This window comes from Nitrospira sp. (genome assembly GCA_024998565.1).
GTDB lineage: Bacteria > Nitrospirota > Nitrospiria > Nitrospirales > Nitrospiraceae > Nitrospira_A.
This window is the reverse complement of the sequence record JACOEM010000001.1, coordinates 691,327-710,243: the sequence shown is the minus strand read 5'-3', so window position 1 is coordinate 710,243 and position 18,917 is coordinate 691,327. Positions and strand designations below refer to the sequence as shown.

15 protein-coding genes are annotated in these 18,917 nt (G+C 58.7%); all 15 read right to left on the bottom strand.

The features are described 5' to 3' along the window. Window positions 1-4 precede the first annotated feature (4 nt). Entirely contained in the window at window positions 5-1,090 is a 1,086-nt protein-coding gene (locus H8K11_03615; GenBank protein MCS6262820.1) for a phosphatase PAP2 family protein, read from the bottom strand. Further along, window positions 1,087-2,220 carry a PD40 domain-containing protein gene (locus tag H8K11_03610; GenBank protein MCS6262819.1) on the bottom strand — a complete coding sequence of 378 codons (1,134 nt, stop codon included), beginning with the start codon at window positions 2,218-2,220 and terminating at the stop codon, window positions 1,087-1,089. The genes H8K11_03615 and H8K11_03610 overlap by 4 nt, the downstream gene beginning before the upstream one ends. Further along, complete coding sequence (locus H8K11_03605; GenBank protein ID MCS6262818.1) at window positions 2,207-4,231, bottom strand: hypothetical protein; 2,025 nt, start codon at window positions 4,229-4,231, stop codon at window positions 2,207-2,209. Before H8K11_03605 ends, H8K11_03610 begins: the two co-directional genes overlap by 14 nt. A gap of 195 nt (window positions 4,232-4,426) precedes the next feature. Next, window positions 4,427-5,215 (bottom strand): response regulator, encoded by a 789-nt coding sequence (locus H8K11_03600; protein MCS6262817.1) that lies wholly within the window; start codon window positions 5,213-5,215, stop codon window positions 4,427-4,429. 150 nt (window positions 5,216-5,365) lie between these two features. Next, complete coding sequence (gene ftsY / locus H8K11_03595; GenBank protein ID MCS6262816.1) at window positions 5,366-6,280, bottom strand: signal recognition particle-docking protein FtsY; 915 nt, start codon at window positions 6,278-6,280, stop codon at window positions 5,366-5,368. An 88-nt stretch (window positions 6,281-6,368) separates the two neighbouring features. Continuing rightward, window positions 6,369-6,839, bottom strand: coding sequence for an rRNA maturation RNase YbeY (gene ybeY / locus H8K11_03590; GenBank protein ID MCS6262815.1), 471 nt, complete (start codon window positions 6,837-6,839; stop codon window positions 6,369-6,371). Continuing rightward, window positions 6,839-7,900, bottom strand: coding sequence for a PhoH family protein (locus H8K11_03585; protein ID MCS6262814.1), 1,062 nt, complete (start codon window positions 7,898-7,900; stop codon window positions 6,839-6,841). Before H8K11_03585 ends, ybeY begins: the two co-directional genes overlap by 1 nt. A 115-nt stretch (window positions 7,901-8,015) precedes the next feature. Then, complete coding sequence (locus H8K11_03580) at window positions 8,016-9,053, bottom strand: hypothetical protein (protein ID MCS6262813.1); 1,038 nt, start codon at window positions 9,051-9,053, stop codon at window positions 8,016-8,018. Then, entirely contained in the window at window positions 9,038-13,453 is a 4,416-nt protein-coding gene (locus tag H8K11_03575; protein MCS6262812.1) for a hypothetical protein, read from the bottom strand. Before H8K11_03575 ends, H8K11_03580 begins: the two co-directional genes overlap by 16 nt. A gap of 77 nt (window positions 13,454-13,530) precedes the next feature. Further along, window positions 13,531-13,860, bottom strand: a complete 330-nt coding sequence (locus H8K11_03570; GenBank protein MCS6262811.1) for a hypothetical protein — start codon at window positions 13,858-13,860, stop codon at window positions 13,531-13,533. Window positions 13,861-13,876: 16 nt separating this feature from the next. Continuing rightward, window positions 13,877-14,512 carry a hypothetical protein gene (locus H8K11_03565; protein ID MCS6262810.1) on the bottom strand — a complete coding sequence of 212 codons (636 nt, stop codon included), beginning with the start codon at window positions 14,510-14,512 and terminating at the stop codon, window positions 13,877-13,879. Window positions 14,513-14,523: 11 nt separating this feature from the next. Then, window positions 14,524-15,627, bottom strand: a complete 1,104-nt coding sequence (locus tag H8K11_03560; GenBank protein MCS6262809.1) for a PilW family protein — start codon at window positions 15,625-15,627, stop codon at window positions 14,524-14,526. Between the two features lie 20 nt (window positions 15,628-15,647). After that, on the bottom strand, window positions 15,648-16,172 hold the full coding sequence (locus H8K11_03555) for a prepilin-type N-terminal cleavage/methylation domain-containing protein (GenBank protein MCS6262808.1): 525 nt from the start codon (window positions 16,170-16,172) through the stop codon (window positions 15,648-15,650). A 7-nt stretch (window positions 16,173-16,179) separates the two neighbouring features. Then, window positions 16,180-16,656, bottom strand: coding sequence for a prepilin-type N-terminal cleavage/methylation domain-containing protein (locus tag H8K11_03550; GenBank protein ID MCS6262807.1), 477 nt, complete (start codon window positions 16,654-16,656; stop codon window positions 16,180-16,182). Window positions 16,657-17,036: 380 nt separating this feature from the next. Next, a complete protein-coding gene (locus tag H8K11_03545; protein MCS6262806.1) occupies window positions 17,037-18,704 on the bottom strand; it encodes a type II/IV secretion system protein in 1,668 nt (555 codons plus the stop codon). Between the last annotated feature and the right edge of the window lie 213 nt (window positions 18,705-18,917).

The following is an 18,917-nucleotide window of genomic DNA, read 5'->3' as shown; positions in this document are numbered from 1 at the left end:
TTCCCTACTGCAACGGCACGAGTCCTTTACACGCCTGGATCACGACCACAGCAGCCATGACTCCTGCCACATAAAGGATGTGCCGGGAAGAGGAAGGCGACGCGACCGAGCGCGGATCTGCGCAGGCGACTCCCCCGGTCCATCGTGCGAAGCACACCAGTCCGGCCAACGCAATCACGACCGGGGCGCCGGTCACGACACCTAACCCCAATCCGACCAGACTGTCTGCCGCTGCGACTCTCGTCACACTGCCGTCACCGGCCGGATTCCGACATCCTGCCATTCGCAACGCCACACCTCCGACCAGCAGCATGATCCCGGAGGCAAGCAGGATGTGATCGGTCAGCGGGTCGACGATACGATGCGTCAGCACCCAGAAGAAACCTGCGAGCGACAAGACGACCGGGGCGATGCGGACAAGCGCTTGCGCAGAGGAGCGTCCCCACCAACGCAGCGGGCCATTGAAGATCGATCCCACGACAAACCCCAGCACCATCCCGGCCACCACGTCACCCGGGAAATGGGAGCCCCGCCAGACCCGGCTGGCCGCAACCCACACGGCCAAGGCAAAGGGCACCCATCGAAACCGGGGCAATGCCCGCGCCAACACCGTCACCACAGCCACGGTAGCCGACGTATGGCCGGACGGAAACGAATCCAGCCCCGAATCCAGCGATGGCCACCATTGCCACCCTCCCGAATGGGTCAGCCTGGGCCTCGGTCGTCCGATGATGTGCTTCAGCCCGTTCACCAGAATTGCCACCACCCCGTGCGCCAGAAGGCTATCTAATGCCACCCGCATGAGTGTGCTGCGCTTCAGAAAATACCCGGCCGCTAAGAGGACCACACTGATGGTGATGAGGGTGCCGCCATTGCCGAGCTTCTCGCCCAAATCCCCAAGCGATTGGAGTGCCGACAGATTGTGCGACCGGAGAAACCAGAGGATGGGAATATCGATGTGAAACAGAGCGGCAAACGAGCCCAGCAAGGCGGCCACGGAAAGCACGACCGCCGGCATCGGCGGGCAGGCCGGTGGTGGTTCAGGCTGCACCGGTTGCGGCGCAGCCGACCCGTCACCTGGTTCGATCATGGAACCCAATCGGCGAGAAACACATTAAACTCTCCGGGCTCTTTCGCATGCCGGTCCGATACCCAGACCACCATCTTCCCGTCCGGCGAGAACATAGGAAAGCTGTTGAACTGTCCGTCGAAGGTCAACCGCTCCTGTGCGGAACCGTCTTCGTTGACGAGATAGAGGTGAAACTCCGGTCGCCCCGTGGCGTTCCGCGTCTCCACATTCGACGCAAAAATCACCCGATGGCCGTCGGGGTGGAAAAAGGGCGAAAAATTTGAAGCACCGTTATTCGTCACCTGCTGCTTATTCGACCCGTCGGCATTCATGATAAAAATTTCAAGCCGCCCGGGCTCCACGAGATTTTGAGCGAGCAACGCCTTGTACTGATCCAGCTCGTCTTGATTGCTCGGATGCTGCGCGCGATACACAATCCGCTTACTGTCGGGGGAGAAGAACGCGCCGCCGTCGTATCCGATTTCCTGCGTCAGTCGACGGGGGTGTGTCCCATCCAGATCCATGGCGTAGATATCCAGATCCCCGTCGCGCATGGAGGTCCAGACGATCGTCTTCCCGTTGGGCGAGACCGTGGCCTCGGCATCGTACCCCGGCGTGTTCGTCAAACGTTGGGGGTCCAACCCGTCGATCCGCACGGAGAAGAGATCGTAGTCATCCAACGCCCAGCGATAGGCGCCTCCGTCCCGCTTCGGTTTCGGAGGGCAGTTGGGACCTCGCAGATGGGTGGACGAGTACAACACACGCCGATCGCCGGGGAAGAAATAGCCGCAGGTCGTGGTCCCGGAACCGGTGCTGACCATCCGAATCTTTTCGCTCCCGAGATCCATCACGTACATTTGATAGCAGCCGAGCGGGATGTCGGACGGATGCATGGCCGCAGCAAACGTGTCTTTCATCCAATTGTTTGTGGATTGAAAGATCAGTTTGTCCCCGCTGAATGAGAAATAGGCCTCGGCATTTTGTCGACCGAATGTGAGTTGCCGGATATTCGTCAGATGCCGCTCGGCCGAGGCAGACGCTTTCGCCGGTGCCTGCGCAGGCTTCGGTTCGGCCGCTCCCGCCGACACCGTTGAAGCGGCGGCCAGCGCGAGCCCCAACATTCCGATCATCACCGTCTTAACGTGTTTCAATTCGCACCTCTGCACTCATCGTATCCTCCCAATCTCCCCGTGCAACCACGGCACCCTCGTGAAAGACCACATAACTCTGCCATCCGTAAAAAAACAAGAGCCGGGCCACACGCCCCAGTGCCTGGGGCGTCATTCCATACAGCAGCGTCACCACACTCCCGGGACGGTCGCCACGCCGACAGGATACCAGCAGCGCCATGCCGGCACCTTCATAGGTCTTACCCTCCACGGAAAATCCGTTGTCTAAGAAACGTACATGGTCACCGCAAGACCGCACTGCTTCTGCCGCCATCGGATTCTCGCGCGGATCTCCCAGCAACAGCAACGATCCCGGCGGCAGGGACTGCCTGCCCGCATCTGGTTGAAGCACAGTCGTGCGCACGGCATCAGGCTTCGCCGCTTCCTGCGCGGCGATACGCTGGAGAATCTCGCTGAACGGACCAGGCGGCCCGGAGGAGGGTTGGGCCAGGACAACCGTTCGCTGGGCATCCGTCACATACAGATTCAGCATGGGAGCCATCTCGCTGCGCGCGACACGACGAAACAGATGATAGTTCGGATCCAGCCGGACTGCCGACGGCGGCTCCGCCAGAGGGACGACCACGTCCTGCTGTGCGGCGCTCACGTGAACGCGGGCGCGCTGGGTCCGCCCTCCGCTCAACACGAACTCCAGCTCCACCGGGGCCCGATAGGGGGTGTCAGCTTGAGCGATATGGACCGTCGCCTCGACCGCGTTCGCGTGGCCGGAAGCGCCGGTGGCACTCTGCAGGCGAAGGCCGGACAGGCCGAGTTCCGGCACACTGGCACGCTCGACCCACTGGGCAAAAAACCACCGGAGGTCGCGGCCCGCCGCCTCCTGAAAGATTCGCTCCAGATCACTCCAATCGGCTACCGTCCCAAGGTACTGTTCCGGGATGCGCTTCAGCGCCCGCCAAAATGCCGCATCGCCCACTTCCTGTCTCAGCGCATGAAAGACCATGGCGGATTTCTGATAGCCGATGGCATTGTCTTTCTCATCGCTCTTTTGCGCAAACCTCCTGAGCGGGTACCCTTCGCCGGGACGCACATAGACGGAATAGCCCAACAGCATCAGCCGCCGTTGTTCACGAGCCTGAGCCTCATCGCCGGTCAGTTCGTGATAGTAGTAATTCGACAGGTAGGTCGTCAGCCCTTCCACCCAGTTGCCCCGACTCACCCGGTTGAACACCCCGTTGCCGATCCAGGAATGCACGATCTCATGCCCCAGGGCGTACGGTTGCGTATAGTGGCGCTTGATGACCCCGCTCCCCAGCAGCGTAAAGGACGGCATGCCCAATCCGCTCGAGAAAAAGTTTTCGACGACGGCAAATTGTGAAAAGGGATAGGCCCCCAGCAACGGGATATAGGCATCGAGGTATCTCGCCGAGGCATCGAGGTACTCGTCGGCCAACGCGGCATCGTCCGGGAACAGATAGGTGGCCAATTGAATCGCCTGGCCGGACTGCGCCTTCCAGGCGCGGGTCTTGACCACAAAACGGTTGGCCACCACCGTCAGCGCCTCGCTTTTCGTAGAGACAATCCATCGCGAGGAGTCAGCCTGGGCCGTGCCCTGCGTGACGGCGGCCCACCCTTCAGGCAACGTGATGCGTACATCATAGGTGGCCAGCGAATCGTCGAGGTCCGGGTACCACTGGCTCTCGCTGCTGAGATACACCCCTTCAGGACCGATGTGGCCGGCTGTTTCGCTCGGCGTGACAAACCGCAGGTGGCGTGGGTCCCGGGGAGGATCATCAATCACCCCGTGATAGACAAACTTCAGCCGTATCGATCCGCCGGACCGGTTGGAAGGCGGATTCAGAATGATCCGTTGTAACTCCGACTGGCCAGCAGAACCATCTCTCGTAAATGGAACAGCCGGGGCGGATTCGCAGGGATCCTGGCAGTGGGTCAGGTCCTCGACTCGCTCCAACAGAAGAGTCGGCGCGAGGGAAAACGCCAGTTCCTGTCCGCGATCTCCCCCGGCAACAGTCACTCGATCCGTCGCGATCAAGCGATGGGAATCAGGATGCAACTCGAGTGCGAGTTGATGGTGTTCAATCGTCGGAGGGGGAACAGCAGACTCAGCGACTGCAGGCGCAGGAAGGAGACAAATTGTCAACAGACTGAAACGGATGAGGCGATACAAACCATTCACCCTTCACCGGCACCCCGAGGTGGACGGTGAAGATTAACACTCCCGACAGACCATCACAAGCTGGATAGCCATCAATGCCCGCTCCAAATCAATCGGCTTGTCCAGGACCTCTTGCGGGCCCAACGCCCAGGCCTCGGCCAGTAAGGGGTCGTTTTGATGTCCGCTCAAAATGATCGTCCTGCCGGCATAATCGCGCGCCGCAAGCGTCCGCAAGACCTCCACGCCGTTCATTTCCGGCATAGCGAGATCCAAAATCAGAAGATCCGGCGCCGACTCACCGATCAGTCGCAGCGCTTCACGACCGTCGCGCGCAGCGCGAACGTGGTACCCGCGCAGGCTGAGAAACCGCACCAGCAGATCACGCGCCATCACATCGTCATCGACGACAAGGATCTGCTCATCGGGAAGCTGATCGATTTCTTCCCCGGCACGGGACTGCTCGGATGAAGCCAATCGCCTCGCCTGCTGCGCCACACGATGGACGGCCCCGATGAGCACATCCAGCGACAGCCCCTTGCGCAGGAAATCCGTGACGCGCAACTCGCGCGCCCGATTCTCCAATTCCTCCGTCGCGCCGCCACCCAGCATAATCACCCCGGCACGGGGATCATGCGTTCGAATCTCCTTGAGCACCGCCAGACCATCCATGTCCGGCATGCGCAGATCGAGCAGCGTCACCAGCGGGCGAAGCTGGCGAAACAACGCAACCCCCTCACGACCACTGGTCGCAGTGCTGACGTGATACCCGTGACGGGCCAGGGCCATCTGCAGCAGGTCGCAGTGCAACCGATCATCGTCGATCACCAGTAACGTGCTCATCATCGTGTCTCGCGTGTGTGCCTGGATCAGGAGCGACAGGGCCACGGAGGGAAGTCGCCCGTCAGCAGAAGCCTAGCATGAGCGCGGCAAGATGAGAAGAAATTGAAGGAAAGCGTTTCTGGAGTACCGCGGGTGGCGGTTCGTCAGGAGCGATTAGAACAACGCATCGACAAATGCCTTGGCGTCAAAGTCCTGAAGGTCCTCGACCGCTTCCCCGACGCCGATCAAGCGGACCGGGATCTTGAAGGTGTCGGCGATGGCCACCACGATCCCGCCACGCGCCGTTCCATCCAGCTTGGTCAGGGCGATTCCGGTCACCCCCACAGCCTCGTGAAACTGTCGTGCCTGGGCAATGGCATTCTGGCCGACCGTCGCATCCAATACCAACAACACCTCATGTGGCGCCCCCTGGCATTCTTGCGCAACCACCCGTTTGATCTTCCGCAATTCGTCCATGAGATTTGTTTTGGTGTGCAGCCGCCCGGCGGTATCAATCAGCACCACGTCCGACCCGCGCGCTTTCGCAGCCGTCATCCCATCGTAGGCCACAGCAGCCGGATCTGCACCCGGTCGATGACGGATCACGTCGACCTCGATGCGGTCCGCCCAGACCTGCAATTGATCGATTGCCGCCGCGCGGAAGGTATCCCCGGCCACGAGTAATGGCTTTTTCCCCTGTTGCCGAAACCGTTGGGTCAGCTTCGCCACCGTCGTGGTCTTGCCGACGCCGTTGACCCCCACGGCAAGAATCACAAAGGGACGCGGCCCCTGCGCCACGAGTTGCTCCATCGAGGCGGATTGTGTCGGCAGCAAAATTTGCAGTACGGATTGCCGCAAGAGATCTCGCACTTTATCGGCTGACGAGAAATTACCACCTCGCATCTGAGCCCGCAACTGCCCCATCACGCGTTCCACGACCGGCATGCCCAAGTCTGCGCTGATCAGGGCCACTTCCAGCTCATCCAGCAGCGCCGGATCCGCCGCCCGCCCCAGGAGTCGATCCAGTTGTCCCGTGACCGCATCTCGCGTTTTGGAGAGCCCCGCACTTAGTTTCTGAAGCCAACCCACCGCGTACCTCACCCTCTCTTCGACCGGCCCGAATGATTAATGAACGATCCAGCCTAGGACTTCTCGTGCACAGCGATCCACTGCCGCATCATACCCGATCCGATCCGCGTGACACCAATAGCCGTGGAACCGGTGCAACAGCGCGGAGCAGGGCCTTTTCGCGACGGCTCATGCGTTGCGACTCCGCCTCACTGCGCTCGTGGTCATACCCGCACAAGTGGAGCACACCATGAATCAGCAGAACCGCTAACTCGTGGTCAACGCCCTGCTCATGACGACGCGCCTGACGAATGGCCTGCGGCAGGGAAATAACGACGTCGCCGAGAAGAGGCGAGGATGGCCCCGGCCCTTCCCTGGTCGCAAACGCCAGCACATCCGTCGTCTTGTCGCGATGACGAAAGGTTTGATTCAGGCGTCGCATCCTGACATCGCCGACGATCTCAAGGCTCAACAGCGCCTCGGCTTCGCCGGTTGCCTGCAACACCTGTATGGCAAGTTTTTTGAGGGCACCGAGACGGAGGTGCCACCTTGTCAGCCGCATGCCGATCACAACCGGCATTAATGCGACTGGCCCCAGGAACCTGTGGAGGGAGATGCGGGACGAGTGGGCTTGGAATCCGAACGATGGCCCTTCGTCTGAGCCTCGCCTTTTCTTGGCTGAGCGGGGTGCCCAGGACCGGCCGTGTGGCGATCGTAGGCTTTGATAATCTCCTGGACGAGGCGATGCCGCACGACATCCCGCTCGTCGAAGTAGACAAACTCGATCCCGGCAATGTCCTGAAGAATGTCGCGCACCTCGATGAGGCCGGACACCCGGTCCGACGGCAGGTCGATCTGCGTAATGTCCCCCGTCACGACGGCCTTCGAATGGAAGCCTAACCGTGTGAGGAACATCTTCATCTGTTCGGCGGTCGCGTTTTGCGCTTCGTCCAGGATCACAAATGAATCGTTCAGGGTACGGCCGCGCATGAACGCAAGGGGCGCAATTTCGATATCCCCTCGCTCGATCAGGCGATTGGCCCGTTCCATGTCCATCATGTCGAACAAGGCATCGTAGAGCGGACGAAGGTAGGGATTGACCTTAGCATACATATCGCCGGGCAAGTAGCCCAGCTTCTCCCCGGCCTCAACAGCCGGCCTTGCGAGGATGATGCGGCTGACATCTTTTTTCATCAGCGCACTGACCGCCATCGCCATGGCCAAATAGGTCTTGCCCGTGCCCGCAGGACCGATACCGATCACGATGTCGTGTTTTTCGATCGCATCCAGATAGTATTTCTGGGTCGGAGTCTTCGGAACGATGAATCGCTTCCGAGTGACGATGGGGGAGGCGCTGAAAAGTAATTCTTTAAGAGAAGCGTCGTGGTTGTGGCGGAGAGCGGTCAGTGCATGCGTCACATCATCAGACCGCAGGTCATACCCTTCATTCGTCAACGAAGCGAGCTCATTGAGAACCCGTTCCGCCTGCTTGACGGTCTCAGGCGTACCCTCCACCGTCACTTCCTCACCCCGCGCCGAGCATCGCACGCCGAACTCTTCCTCAATCAGCTTGAGGTGTCGATCATGGTGCCCGAACAGGGCTGCGGTATTCGTGCCTTCCCGTAGTTTGATCTTGCGCACGCCGGTGTCGAAAACTCCTTTCGCCAGGACGATAGGAAGATTCTAACAAACCGGGAAAGTCCGGAACAAGGTCGGAGGGGACAGGGCAGAAAATTAGGAGGCCACCCGGAACCGACTAGCCTTGAGCGGGGGAACCTGTCAGCGATTGGGCTGTAGAGGGAATCGAGAGCTCAAACTCCTGCCAGGCCGTGCCCCCTTGTCCGTCTTCCACCATGATCTTGATGCGATGAGTCCCCCCGACACCCGGCGTCACCTTCCAGGTCACGTGGCCCGTCACCTTGTCAATCGTCATCCCCGGAGGCCCTGTCTCAAGCCCATAGTTGATGCTATCGCCATCGACATCCTTCGCTTGGACGACGTACTCGTATTGCTCTCGGTCGGTCAACGCAGCCGGACTTGAGAGGATTTGTGGCGGTGAATTCCCGAGGACAATCGGCACTGATCGAGCAGGTGGGGCCGTCGCATCCTGATCCCTCGCGACGACTTCGACCGCCACTATATCCTTTCGACCAAACCCGGTTGTATCAAGAACGTTTTCCTCGCCTTCTTTCACCTGCTTGTCGTTACGCCACCACCGATATACGTATTGGATGTCGTCATGGTCGGGGTCCACCGCCTCGACATTGGCGAGGACCCGATTCCCCTTATCGGATGAATCTGCCTCAATGGTCACCCGTGACACGAGCGGGGGCGTATTCACCACCATGACCGGCTCTGTGCGATAGGGAGCGCTCTCTGCCTGCCCATCAGACGCCACCACTTCGAGTGCGACCGTGTCGCCACGCTTTGCGTGGTCCGCGCGGAGCTCATGCCCCGTCGCACCCGGTACCGAAACCCCGTTCACGATCCACTGGAACCGTTTGGTCGGTTCGGTGCCGTCCGGATCGTCGGCCGCAACGTGGGCGGTGATTGGTCCGGCCAGGATCAAGGGACTGGGAACGATGGTCACGAGACGAACGGTCGGTGGGTGATTAGTTTTTGTACCGGCCCCGGGAACCCCGCCGTCCTGAGGAGAAGACGAACAACCGCCGCAGACAGCAATCGCAAGGGCCATCAAACCCAGGCGAGTTGCCTGAGGAAAGGCAAGGGGACGGAGCCCCCCCACCCTCCCGTGTTTATCCTGTACAAAGGGGATCATCACATGTTCGTCCATGAGAAGTATCGGCTCCGTGGATCGATCGCAACATTAGCCCCGATATTGGAGCTCGGAAGACCTCCGGGAGACCCTCCGCCGAACCCGCAGGTCGCACAGTCACCGAAGTTTCCCTGACTCATATTGATGAGGAGGCCGAACGGACTGCCGCCGTCCCGTCCTGAGCCCATATGGACTACGATACCGAATGCCAATCCTTCGCCAAGAGAACCGAACTTATTGACCGTTTGATTCGCCCCTGAAGCCGTCGTTCCGATGATCGGTTCTTGATAGGCACTCCCCGTTTTATAGAAGAGCGCCCAGAGTCTGCTCGTTCCGGATGATACACAGATGTCGTTCGTTGGAATAAAGGTGGGGAAAAACACCACCCCTCCGAATACCGTTGGGCTGCTCACCGCCCGTTCGCCGATGCCGTAGGGGACTGGGTTCGTCGGTGGGTTAGCGGGTTCGACCAGTTTAGTCACCCAACCATCTTTACTCTGAACCAATCCGATCAAGCCGGTAAACGTCGTGGCACCGGACACGCCGGAGACTTGGTTGGTTCCACTGGCCTGACCGCAATCGCCGACTCCCACCACACAAACGGTGGCATTCGAGACATCCACAAGATCATTGTCCATACAGTTGAGAGCGCCGGCTGATTGATTGCATCCGGCATTGAGAACCGAATCTTTCATCCCCACGAAGTACTGCGTGGACAGGTCGGTCTTGTCGGATTTGCTGTAATAGCGCCCGCTGCCTGCAAAGACCCACACGTTCGCCGCATCGTCGGTGGTCACTGATGGCGCGGTCGCAACGGGGCCCATCTCCGCCCCTGACACGAACGTATCCAACATCTCCGTGGGCACGCGAGCACTTCCCGAGGCGATGCCCCACTGAGTCGGATTCGTGACCGTACCGAACTTGGCCGTGGCTCCCCCGGCTCCCATGGTCAAACGATATATCTTGCCTCGCCAGGGAAGTGCTCCGTCATGAATCACTCGCCCGAAATACACAACATCGTGACGGTAATCGAGATCTCGGTCGAAAGCCGTGATGTCTCCGATATACGAATTCCAGGACCCCACCGAATACGACGTGACAAGGCTGTTGCCGCTACCCGGACCCGTGGCAAGGTCGACAGCAAAGACTTTTGCGCTTTGCACTACGCTGGCGTCATATCCGGTCGGGCCAGACCCGACCACCATGTACCACTTGGCGTTCGTATTGCTGGCCTTGGCATCGGCTGCGGGATTCACGCGAACTACGGCAGGCGCACTCGTCGTCAGTCCCAAATTCGAACTGCTGAACGACCAGAGCAATTTGGGAGCATCGGGATTCGTGATATCCATGGCGAAGTACGAACTGTAGAAGGTATAGTCCGTGCCGCTGATATTGACCGTCATCGGCGGCGCACCGGTTCCCGCCGAACAGGCACCGCAACTTCCTCCCATTCTGAATCCGCCGATGAGGATCGTGCCCCACCCATTTGGATGATCCGTGTCCGGAGTGAAAATGCGGACATCCGCTACCTTGAGGGGTAAATCAACATAGTACGTATGCTGGTAGTCGGCGCGGCTCAAAAACTCCAGCTGCGGAAGGAGTTCATAGGGCACGAATCCCCACAGCTCATCCCCTAATGGAGCCCCGGTGGAATTGTCCGCAGGGGCAGTCGTAAACCAGCCGTGCTCGGTAACATTAGCGGGAGCAGAGGCGCTCGCATCATCGCCGGGATGGTAATAACCCGCGTTGAACGCGTGCAGCATGCCGTCGTTTCCGCCCACGTAGGCGACCTGCCTGCGGTTGTACCACTTCTGGAGAAATGCCGAATAACTCTGATCGCCATAGATGGCATCATGCCGGTCCTTCGGACCCGCAACCACGGTCGGGGTGGAGTGAATGACATCCCCGAGTTTCCACACCTTCAGACTCCCGCTCCCGGCCGGAACCTGAAGACGGCGATCCCTCGTCGTCGCCTGTTCCGCGCATGTCCCCACATCGCAACCACGCACAAAATTAATGATCTTGGTTCCTTCCGCACTCGACGTGGCACGAAGGTATGGTCGGAGCGTCGGCTCGTTGGCTGTCGTGAATGCCAGCTGTTCGCCGGAATCGACCACACCGTCATGATCGGAATCAACCCAGGTAAGGATGGTACGAGTGGTGGAGTCTTTCAACGCCAGTTGCTTCCCGGCTTCCCAAATAGGCTGAATCTCGCTCAACGCCTGCCCGCAGGGGTTGCAGTCCGCCACCGTCACCTGATTGTCGCTATTCTGATCGTTAGGCAATCCGTCTCCGTCGGAATCCACGTATTTATCGACTTTCACCGAATTCGACACGGAATCGAAACGAGTCTTGATGATCTTGTCGACCTTGTAATCAAGCCGACCATCCTGGTTCGTATCCTCACGAGTATTGCCGAAGGTATCGATAAACAGGGCCTGTGTATAACCGGTCCATTTCACATCGCTCAACGTCGAGGGTTCGATCGTGCTGGGATAAAAATAGGATTGGTACAGAGCCCCTTCGCCGGTCGAGGCAGTGGCCAGCACGGATACGGATGAACCGGACGCACTTCGCCTGAGAATACTTGCGATGGTGGCGAGCAGCTTGTCCTGAAGATCATCAACGTTCGAAGATTCAAAATACGCGTCCGGGATACCGTCGGGAGTCGCCGCACCGGTGAGATTGTTCTCTTTATCCCATTCATTCGTTTGTGGGATGCCGTCATTGTTGGAATCCTCAAACCCCCCCAACCGGGCCGCTTGAGCCAGGATTCCTCGACCATTGATGTTGCCGAAGGCAAAGAAGGAATACACCGTCAGACTCTGAGTCCCTGCGATGCAATGTCCGGTGACCGACAACCCTGTGATGGTGCCGTCAGTCGTGCCGCTACAAGGCCGGAGGTCGGTCGTGTGGGCCCAGTAAGCCACGTCATCCAAGTAGTGACTTCCGTTTGAAGCATAGTCCGTCTTGTGCTCCGCGAGTAAATCGCTATACGGTGTCGCGGCGTTCGTGTTGCAGGTTCCATTGATAGGCCGTGGAGGGGCCGCGCTATCGCTCCCAATGCAGTGCTGCCCATGATGGGCATGCGCATAGTCTTGCAAAGCCGTCGGGATATTCTGATCTTGCGTCGGCTCGCCGTCCGTGAATACGATCACAAACGTCCGGCAGCAGGCCACGACCTGAGAACTCGCGGACCATGGCGGGGTATGGTTTTGTCCAAAAAAATACGGGTCGCGGCCACAGGCATTCGTGATATATCCTGCGGGGCACGTTTCAGAACCGACCAATGCCGTCAATTCACTCGTTCCAATCGAACCGGCACCGCTCGTGGCAAAATTGACGCCATTTGAAATGCCACCGGAAAACGCGATCGGATAGACATAACCCGTTGCAAACGTGGATTGAATCTGCGCGACATACCGTGCGGTTTCATATAACGCCTCACTCAACGGAGTCCATGTCGAAGGATAAGACTCCTGCACCGCATCAACCATGGCCGCAGTGTTCGTCGTGAACGTCTCCACCCCACTTCCAGACCAGTCGATAGACTGCCGCGATCCAGCTCCGACCAGCATCCGCGCGCCCTCGCTGCTGGACTTGAACTCAACCAGTCCAAACCGCGCTTTACTGCCGATCTGCTGGATGACCCCGGTCGGCTCCGTCGTGTATCCAACCTTCAGATGATATTTTCGAACACTGTAGGCGTCCCCGCAGTTACTGTCGAACGTCGCATCATTGTCGACACAAAAGTAGGCGCCTGATACGTGGATCGAGATCGTTCCTGGATTACTCCCTCTATCGGCCAGTGGTATTCGGCCCACATAGGTGTTCACGCCGATGCCACTGCCATAGTTGACATCCGCACGTTCCGTATTCACCCCACTGAGCTGCGCACGCACCGTCTTTAATGCCGGCGTGCCGCTGGTTGGGCAAGTTCCGTCGGCAGCTCTAGCGCTGAAACAGTCCCCGCCGATCATCGCTCGTTTCACCGCATCGAACCGGCGCAAGGTCGCCCAGTTCAAAAAGTTCCCGTCCCATTCCGTGTCCGGACAGGCTGTCGCCAATGCGGTCTTGCTGGTCCCGTTCTCGAATCGAGTATCGGTTGTGTTGTAGGTATAACAGCGCAATGAATCAAAGTACCCGGAGTACCGTGTGGTATTGGTCCACGTAGTCGTAGTCGACGTACTCCCATCCGCCAGCGTCCCGCACGACGACGACTCACAGGCTCGATTGCTCATACTGCCCGAGTTGTCCATCACCACAATGATATTCGGCGTCGTCGCGTTCGACACGAAAGCCGGCACAGCCGTGTAATCGGCGTTGGACACGACGGCGACGGCATCACGGGAGCCAAGCAACGCAGCACTCAGGCTGCCGGCCACCAACATCACAGCGACAAGGGTTCGGCGATTCATGCGTTCTTCCTCCTTATCTCAAACAGGACAACAGCCGTCGATTCTCGGCTACGAGTTGAGACAAGACCTTTCATGCGTTACTGCGGCAACGTGACCACCATCTTGTCGATGTGGCCCTCTTTCAGATGAAACTTTACGAGCGAAGTGGGAATGATCCGCTCAATCTCGAGCGGCTCCCCTTCGTGGGTGAGCACCACCACCGCAGACTTCAACACATAACTACGCCCATCGATGCGAATGCTTGATCCCTGCACCTCGTCGATCACGCCGGCCTGAAACCCGGCCGTCGAAAACCGCATCGCCTCCGGTGCTTGCTCTGTCTCTGCGCTGCTGCTGGACGGCACGGAAGGCATCGTCTGTCCGAGTGTCAGCAGGCCGAGCATCACAATAACTACTGTGTTGTTCATCGCCATGCGCCCTCTCTCAGTTGATTTTCTTGACACAGGTATCGCCATCCAAACAGCCGTACACCGAGGTCACCATGCTATTGGAACCGGTCGCGGGGTTACTCGCCATGCAGGTAATCCGATAGACATGTTCTGTGCCGGCCACTCCTGTGCCCTGCCCACTCTTCGTATGCGTATACAAGAGATCGATGTCGCCGTTGACCGTGAATCCGGGAAGATTCGTCATCACAAAATTCGGTGCGGTGCTCGCCACATCCGCATAGTTGACGGCCGGTGTGTTTGCCGGAGCCGGCGACGGCAGATCGTAGCCATAAATTTCTGCGTACAATGTGGTGGCATTGGCCGTCGGAACCGGCCCCGTCGGTGCGATGAACGAAGCCGGGAGCACCCCTGGAGGCGACAGCGTCTGCTGAATGATGTTGGCGGCCAGTCCTTCACACGAATCGGCAGCCGCTACCACAGCCTCGGTCGTGCGGAAAAATCCCGCCATTCGATTTTCCATACTGGTGACAGTGATGGAGGCGATGCCGAGTATGGTGAGAATCAACAACATCAACATCACGGTGAGCAATGCGATGCCCCGCTGATTCCTCAGCCCTGTGCACGTATCCTGTTGGCCTCGATCGGTTGTGACCTGTCGCAGATTCATCACAGCGTCTCTCGTTACAGGTTTCTCGGCTGAATGGTGCGGATCATCACGCGCCGTCGCTGTTGCATATACGTGCTCGCGTTATAACCCGTATCTGCAGAGGGATTATGGTCGCCGATGATCACAGGCCCGGTGGTGTTGACGGCCTTGGTTCCCTTCTCATCAAGACCGTCATCCGCGTTCGTCGGTCTGACCACCAGGCCCACTTGCGCCAGCCTGATCTTATCCGGCGTCCACGGGGCAATCGCCCACGCACTGTTGGAGACAAAATCTCCCTGCGTGAAGGTGGGAAATCCAGACGTCGAGGAGGCATCTTGATCATCGACAACCCCGTCCGGAAACAAGGGATTGGGCGCGGCCTGATTGCACCCGTCACAGGCGTAGGCGAGTTGCAAGTCTTCCACACCATCGACCAGCGGCACGTTGTTTCGCACCAGGCAAGGCGTGTCACTACCGCAGGTCGCCGGCGTATTCGCCACGACTTGATACCGCACGCATTGCATCAAATACACAGGCGTACCGACCGGGAATTGTCCATCGACGAAATTTCCGGTACCGAAGCCAATCGAAGTGGCATTGACAGCCTGCACCGTCTTTGACAATGCACCGCCGATGGAAATCGTCGATCCGACCACAAGACCTTGTGCAACCATCTCCGTCATAGCGGCTCCGGAAAGACTGATGCTGTTGTCATACGTCTTATTGTTCGGCGTTCCACCGACCGCCGCCGTCAGTATCCACCCTGTCGTATTCATCACCGGCAACACCATCGACACGCTATCAGCCCCGGTGTCCGCACCTGTCGGCGTTTGGTCTTGGGGCAGCAGTCCAACCGGCTTCACGACGGCGCCGATGGTGGCATTGCACGCGCCCACAGATCCGGTTGCCGGATCTGTCGCATTGTAATTAAAGCCGGCCAGTTTGATATCCCGGCTGAGCAAGTCGATGGCTAATCGCACATTCTGTTGCGTGTCTGCGACCTGTGTGTTGACGACATTGGCGCGATTTGACGTCACGACGGTGGTCATCGTCGCAGCCACAATCACCACCGTGATCAGGACGGCCGCCATTAGTTCCACGAGAGTGAAGCCCTGCTGGTTCCAGTCAAATCTACGCATCGTCATGCTCCAGGCTACGCCTATTCCGGCGCGACCACCGTCGTAAATATCGCGGTCTTGGTCCGAGCCGTGCTCACATCCGTCTGTCTGGTTTGCCAGCTGACGGTCACCGTGACAAGGAACCGGTTCATCGTCACCGGATTCGCGGTGGGGTCCGGATCAAGGCGGGCCGCGGTGACAAGTCCAGTGGCACCCGTGAGACCGGAATTCGCCACCAGCGTTTGCCACTGCGTGCAATCTCCCAACGCCATGCGTTGCGTGCTTGCGCTCTGTGCGCAGGCCATGCCCGTGTTGGTGTTATGGTAATCCAGGACGCGCTGCCGGTTATTTTGAATGCGCTCCGCCATATCGGCGGCGATATTGGTCACGCGCGACATGTCGTTGGCATCGACATTCTTGCCCAGCGACATCCCCGAGAGACCCGCCAATCCCAACAGTCCGACCGAGAGCACACCGGCCGCAATCATGGCTTCCAACAACGTAAACCCCCGCTGTGCGGCGGCGAGCAGACTGAAGCAGGGGTGTGAGTTTTGACGGTGTTTCATTGGGCCTCTATGGGCACGTCGCATGCGCACACCAGTTCACCTTGCCTGCCGGAGTGACGACCACGGAATAGGTCGTCCCCTGTTGGGACGTCAGCGCCACAGGAACATTCGCCGCAGCCCCGCTCAACCCTTGCTGGGTGAATTGAATCGTCGGACCTCCCGTGAATCCGACGACGGCCTGGGGCAACACAATAGGGGCTAACGCACCTCCGAAATCGACATTCACCCTGCCCGACACAAGGACCAATGTGGCTGTGACGGCAAGATTCCGATTCATCGCTGCCATCCGGGCCAGGTTGAGACTGCCAGCCAATTCCGTTGTGGCTTGTTTCAGCTGATAGCGGGCATTCCATTGAAGATAGTTGGGGACGGCCACCATGGCCAGAATCCCGACAATCGCGACCGCTATCATCACCTCGATCAGGGTGAAGCCCCTCTGGCGGTGGACAGCAGCAGACCGTTGGAGAGAGATAGAGACACACATGGCAACAGCCAGATGAGCAAGTGCCATGCCGATGGATATGACATGGGATGATGGCCTAACAGATTGATATATCAAGCCCATTCATACTGGACGGCGTACAATTCCGAGCGTTCCGTGATCACTTCGATGACAATTTTTGTCGGATTTCTGGCGTACTTCACCTACTGGTGAGCCAGGAATGATGAGAGAGGAAGGACGCAAGAGAAGCCGCGACCAACCTCTTGATGCGGGCAGAGACCGGAAAACGAACCCGAGATGGGTGGCAATTCAGAACGGGCCTCTTCTGAGCTTTCGCCCGCATACATTCAACAGGCAGAAACTACCTTGAACGGAGAGAATTGCCCTGGGGCAAGTAGTGAGATGTGCCGGACGCGATGACACTATTTGATCGCCACCGCCCGCACCTGTTTATACGTGGTGAGGCCTTGCAAGACTTTCTCGATACCGTCTTGCACCAACGTCCTCATCCCGTCGCTCTTTGCGAGTGTGAGTAGTTCCCCGGTGCGCGCCCTGGCCTGAATCAGTGCCTTCATGGAATCAGACACCACCATCAACTCATGGATGGGCACTCGTCCACGGTACCCGGTCTGGTTACACGTGTCACACCCTCGTCCACGAAACAGTGTGAGCCCCGGATTATATGCAGGATGCACGCCTTCCCAATCACCCTCCCCAAAGGCCTGCACGAGTTCGTCATATTCGCTGCGCGTGGGATGGTAGGCCTCGCGGCAGTTGGGACAGATGCGCTTGCACAACCGCATCGCCAACACTCCCAACATGGCATCTGAAAAATTGAACGGGTCGCACCCCAGATCGAGCAATCGCACCACAGTCTCGACGGCGCTATTCGTATGAATGGTACTGAACACCAAGTGTCCGGTCAGAGAGGCTTCAATGGCAATATCCGCCGTCTCCTTGTCCCGCATTTCCCCGATCATGATCACGTCCGGATCTGCTCTCAGGAAGGCCCTCATGGTCGTCGCAAACGTGAGTCCGATCTTGGGATGAACCTGCACCTGCCGCAATCCGTCCTGAGTAATCTCGATGGGATCCTCGGCCGTCCAGATCTTTCGTTCATCGGTATTAATCGACGCCAGAATGGCATGCAAGGTGGTGGTCTTTCCTGATCCGGTCGGACCGGCGCACAGGACGATGCCATGCGGCTTTTGAGCCAGCTGCCGTACGAGCCGGCGTGTTCCGTCGCTGAACTCCAGTTCCTCCAACCGGCGAGGTCCGTGGGCAGTCAGCAGGCGAATCACCACGTCTTCATTAAAGCCGGAAGTGGGAAGTGTTGCGACCCGCAATTCGATCTCCTGCCCGGTACCCAACTTGAATCGGATTTTGCCATCCTGCGGCTTGCGCCGCTCGGCAATGTCCAGACTCGCCATAATCTTCAGGCGCGAGACGATCGCCCGGCGGTAGGCTGCCGGAATCTTCATGTACGTAAAGCAGGTGCCGTCGACACGGAAACGCACAGCCGTTTCCTTTCGATCGGCATAAGGCTCAACATGGATATCCGAGGCCCCGCGCCGATAGGCGTCCGTAATGATTTGATTAGCGAGCCGGACGATGGCCGAATCGTTTTCCGTAATCGCCGCAATCGTCGCGTTTTGCTGTTCTTCGAGCTGCGCTTCACTGACCAGCTCGCCAAGAATGTCGGAGATTGCATCGCCCGACTCACGCCCTTGAATGGCATTTAAAAACCGCTCAATATCGCAACGAAGTCCGACGCAATAGGACAGTGCCTGACCCGGAAACGCTCGTCGCACATCGAACAACTTATCGGGATTGTGCGGGTCGTCGATCAGGACTTCGATTCCGTTGCCTTGACGCCTGACGGGAACCCAATGGTTCAGCCGAAGATAGTCCAGGCTGAGATTTCTGAATAGCTCCCGCTCCAGAAGCGTGCGCTCGTCATAAGCGAGAAACGGGCAGTGATAGAAATCCGCCAGTGCGGCACCGAGAGCCGGCTTCGGTATTCTGTACCGCTCCATGAGCACAGTTGCCACATCGAGCCGCTTGCGTGCGGCTTCGCCTATGGCAAGCACTAACTCCTCCTGTCGCAAAAAGCCCTGTTCGACGAGCCGGTGATAGCAACTAACGGAGCGCGCCTGCACCGAAGCGCTGCCCCCTCGAGAAGACTCAGCGGCTGATAGCGTGGACATCGTGGTACGACTCATGGAAGCGATTCCTTTCTGGACTCCGTGGAGACGATTCGATTGCAGATGATTGTCTGGATTCAACATGCCGGCAGGATGACC

What these genes read in the sequence shown, in the direction of transcription:
- ybeY (MCS6262815.1), bottom strand. Translation starts at nt 6,839, where the DNA reads ATGCCGGTTGTGATCGGCATGCGGCTGACAAGGTGGCACCTCCGTCTC.
- H8K11_03570 (MCS6262811.1), bottom strand. Translation starts at nt 13,860, where the DNA reads ATGAACAACACAGTAGTTATTGTGATGCTCGGCCTGCTGACACTCGGA.
- H8K11_03560 (MCS6262809.1), bottom strand. Translation starts at nt 15,627, where the DNA reads ATGCGTAGATTTGACTGGAACCAGCAGGGCTTCACTCTCGTGGAACTA.
- H8K11_03575 (MCS6262812.1), bottom strand. Translation starts at nt 13,453, where the DNA reads ATGAATCGCCGAACCCTTGTCGCTGTGATGTTGGTGGCCGGCAGCCTG.
- H8K11_03580 (MCS6262813.1), bottom strand. Translation starts at nt 9,053, where the DNA reads ATGGACGAACATGTGATGATCCCCTTTGTACAGGATAAACACGGGAGG.
- H8K11_03600 (MCS6262817.1), bottom strand. Translation starts at nt 5,215, where the DNA reads ATGATGAGCACGTTACTGGTGATCGACGATGATCGGTTGCACTGCGAC.
- H8K11_03555 (MCS6262808.1), bottom strand. Translation starts at nt 16,172, where the DNA reads ATGAAACACCGTCAAAACTCACACCCCTGCTTCAGTCTGCTCGCCGCC.
- H8K11_03550 (MCS6262807.1), bottom strand. Translation starts at nt 16,656, where the DNA reads ATGTGTGTCTCTATCTCTCTCCAACGGTCTGCTGCTGTCCACCGCCAG.
- H8K11_03615 (MCS6262820.1), bottom strand. Translation starts at nt 1,090, where the DNA reads ATGATCGAACCAGGTGACGGGTCGGCTGCGCCGCAACCGGTGCAGCCT.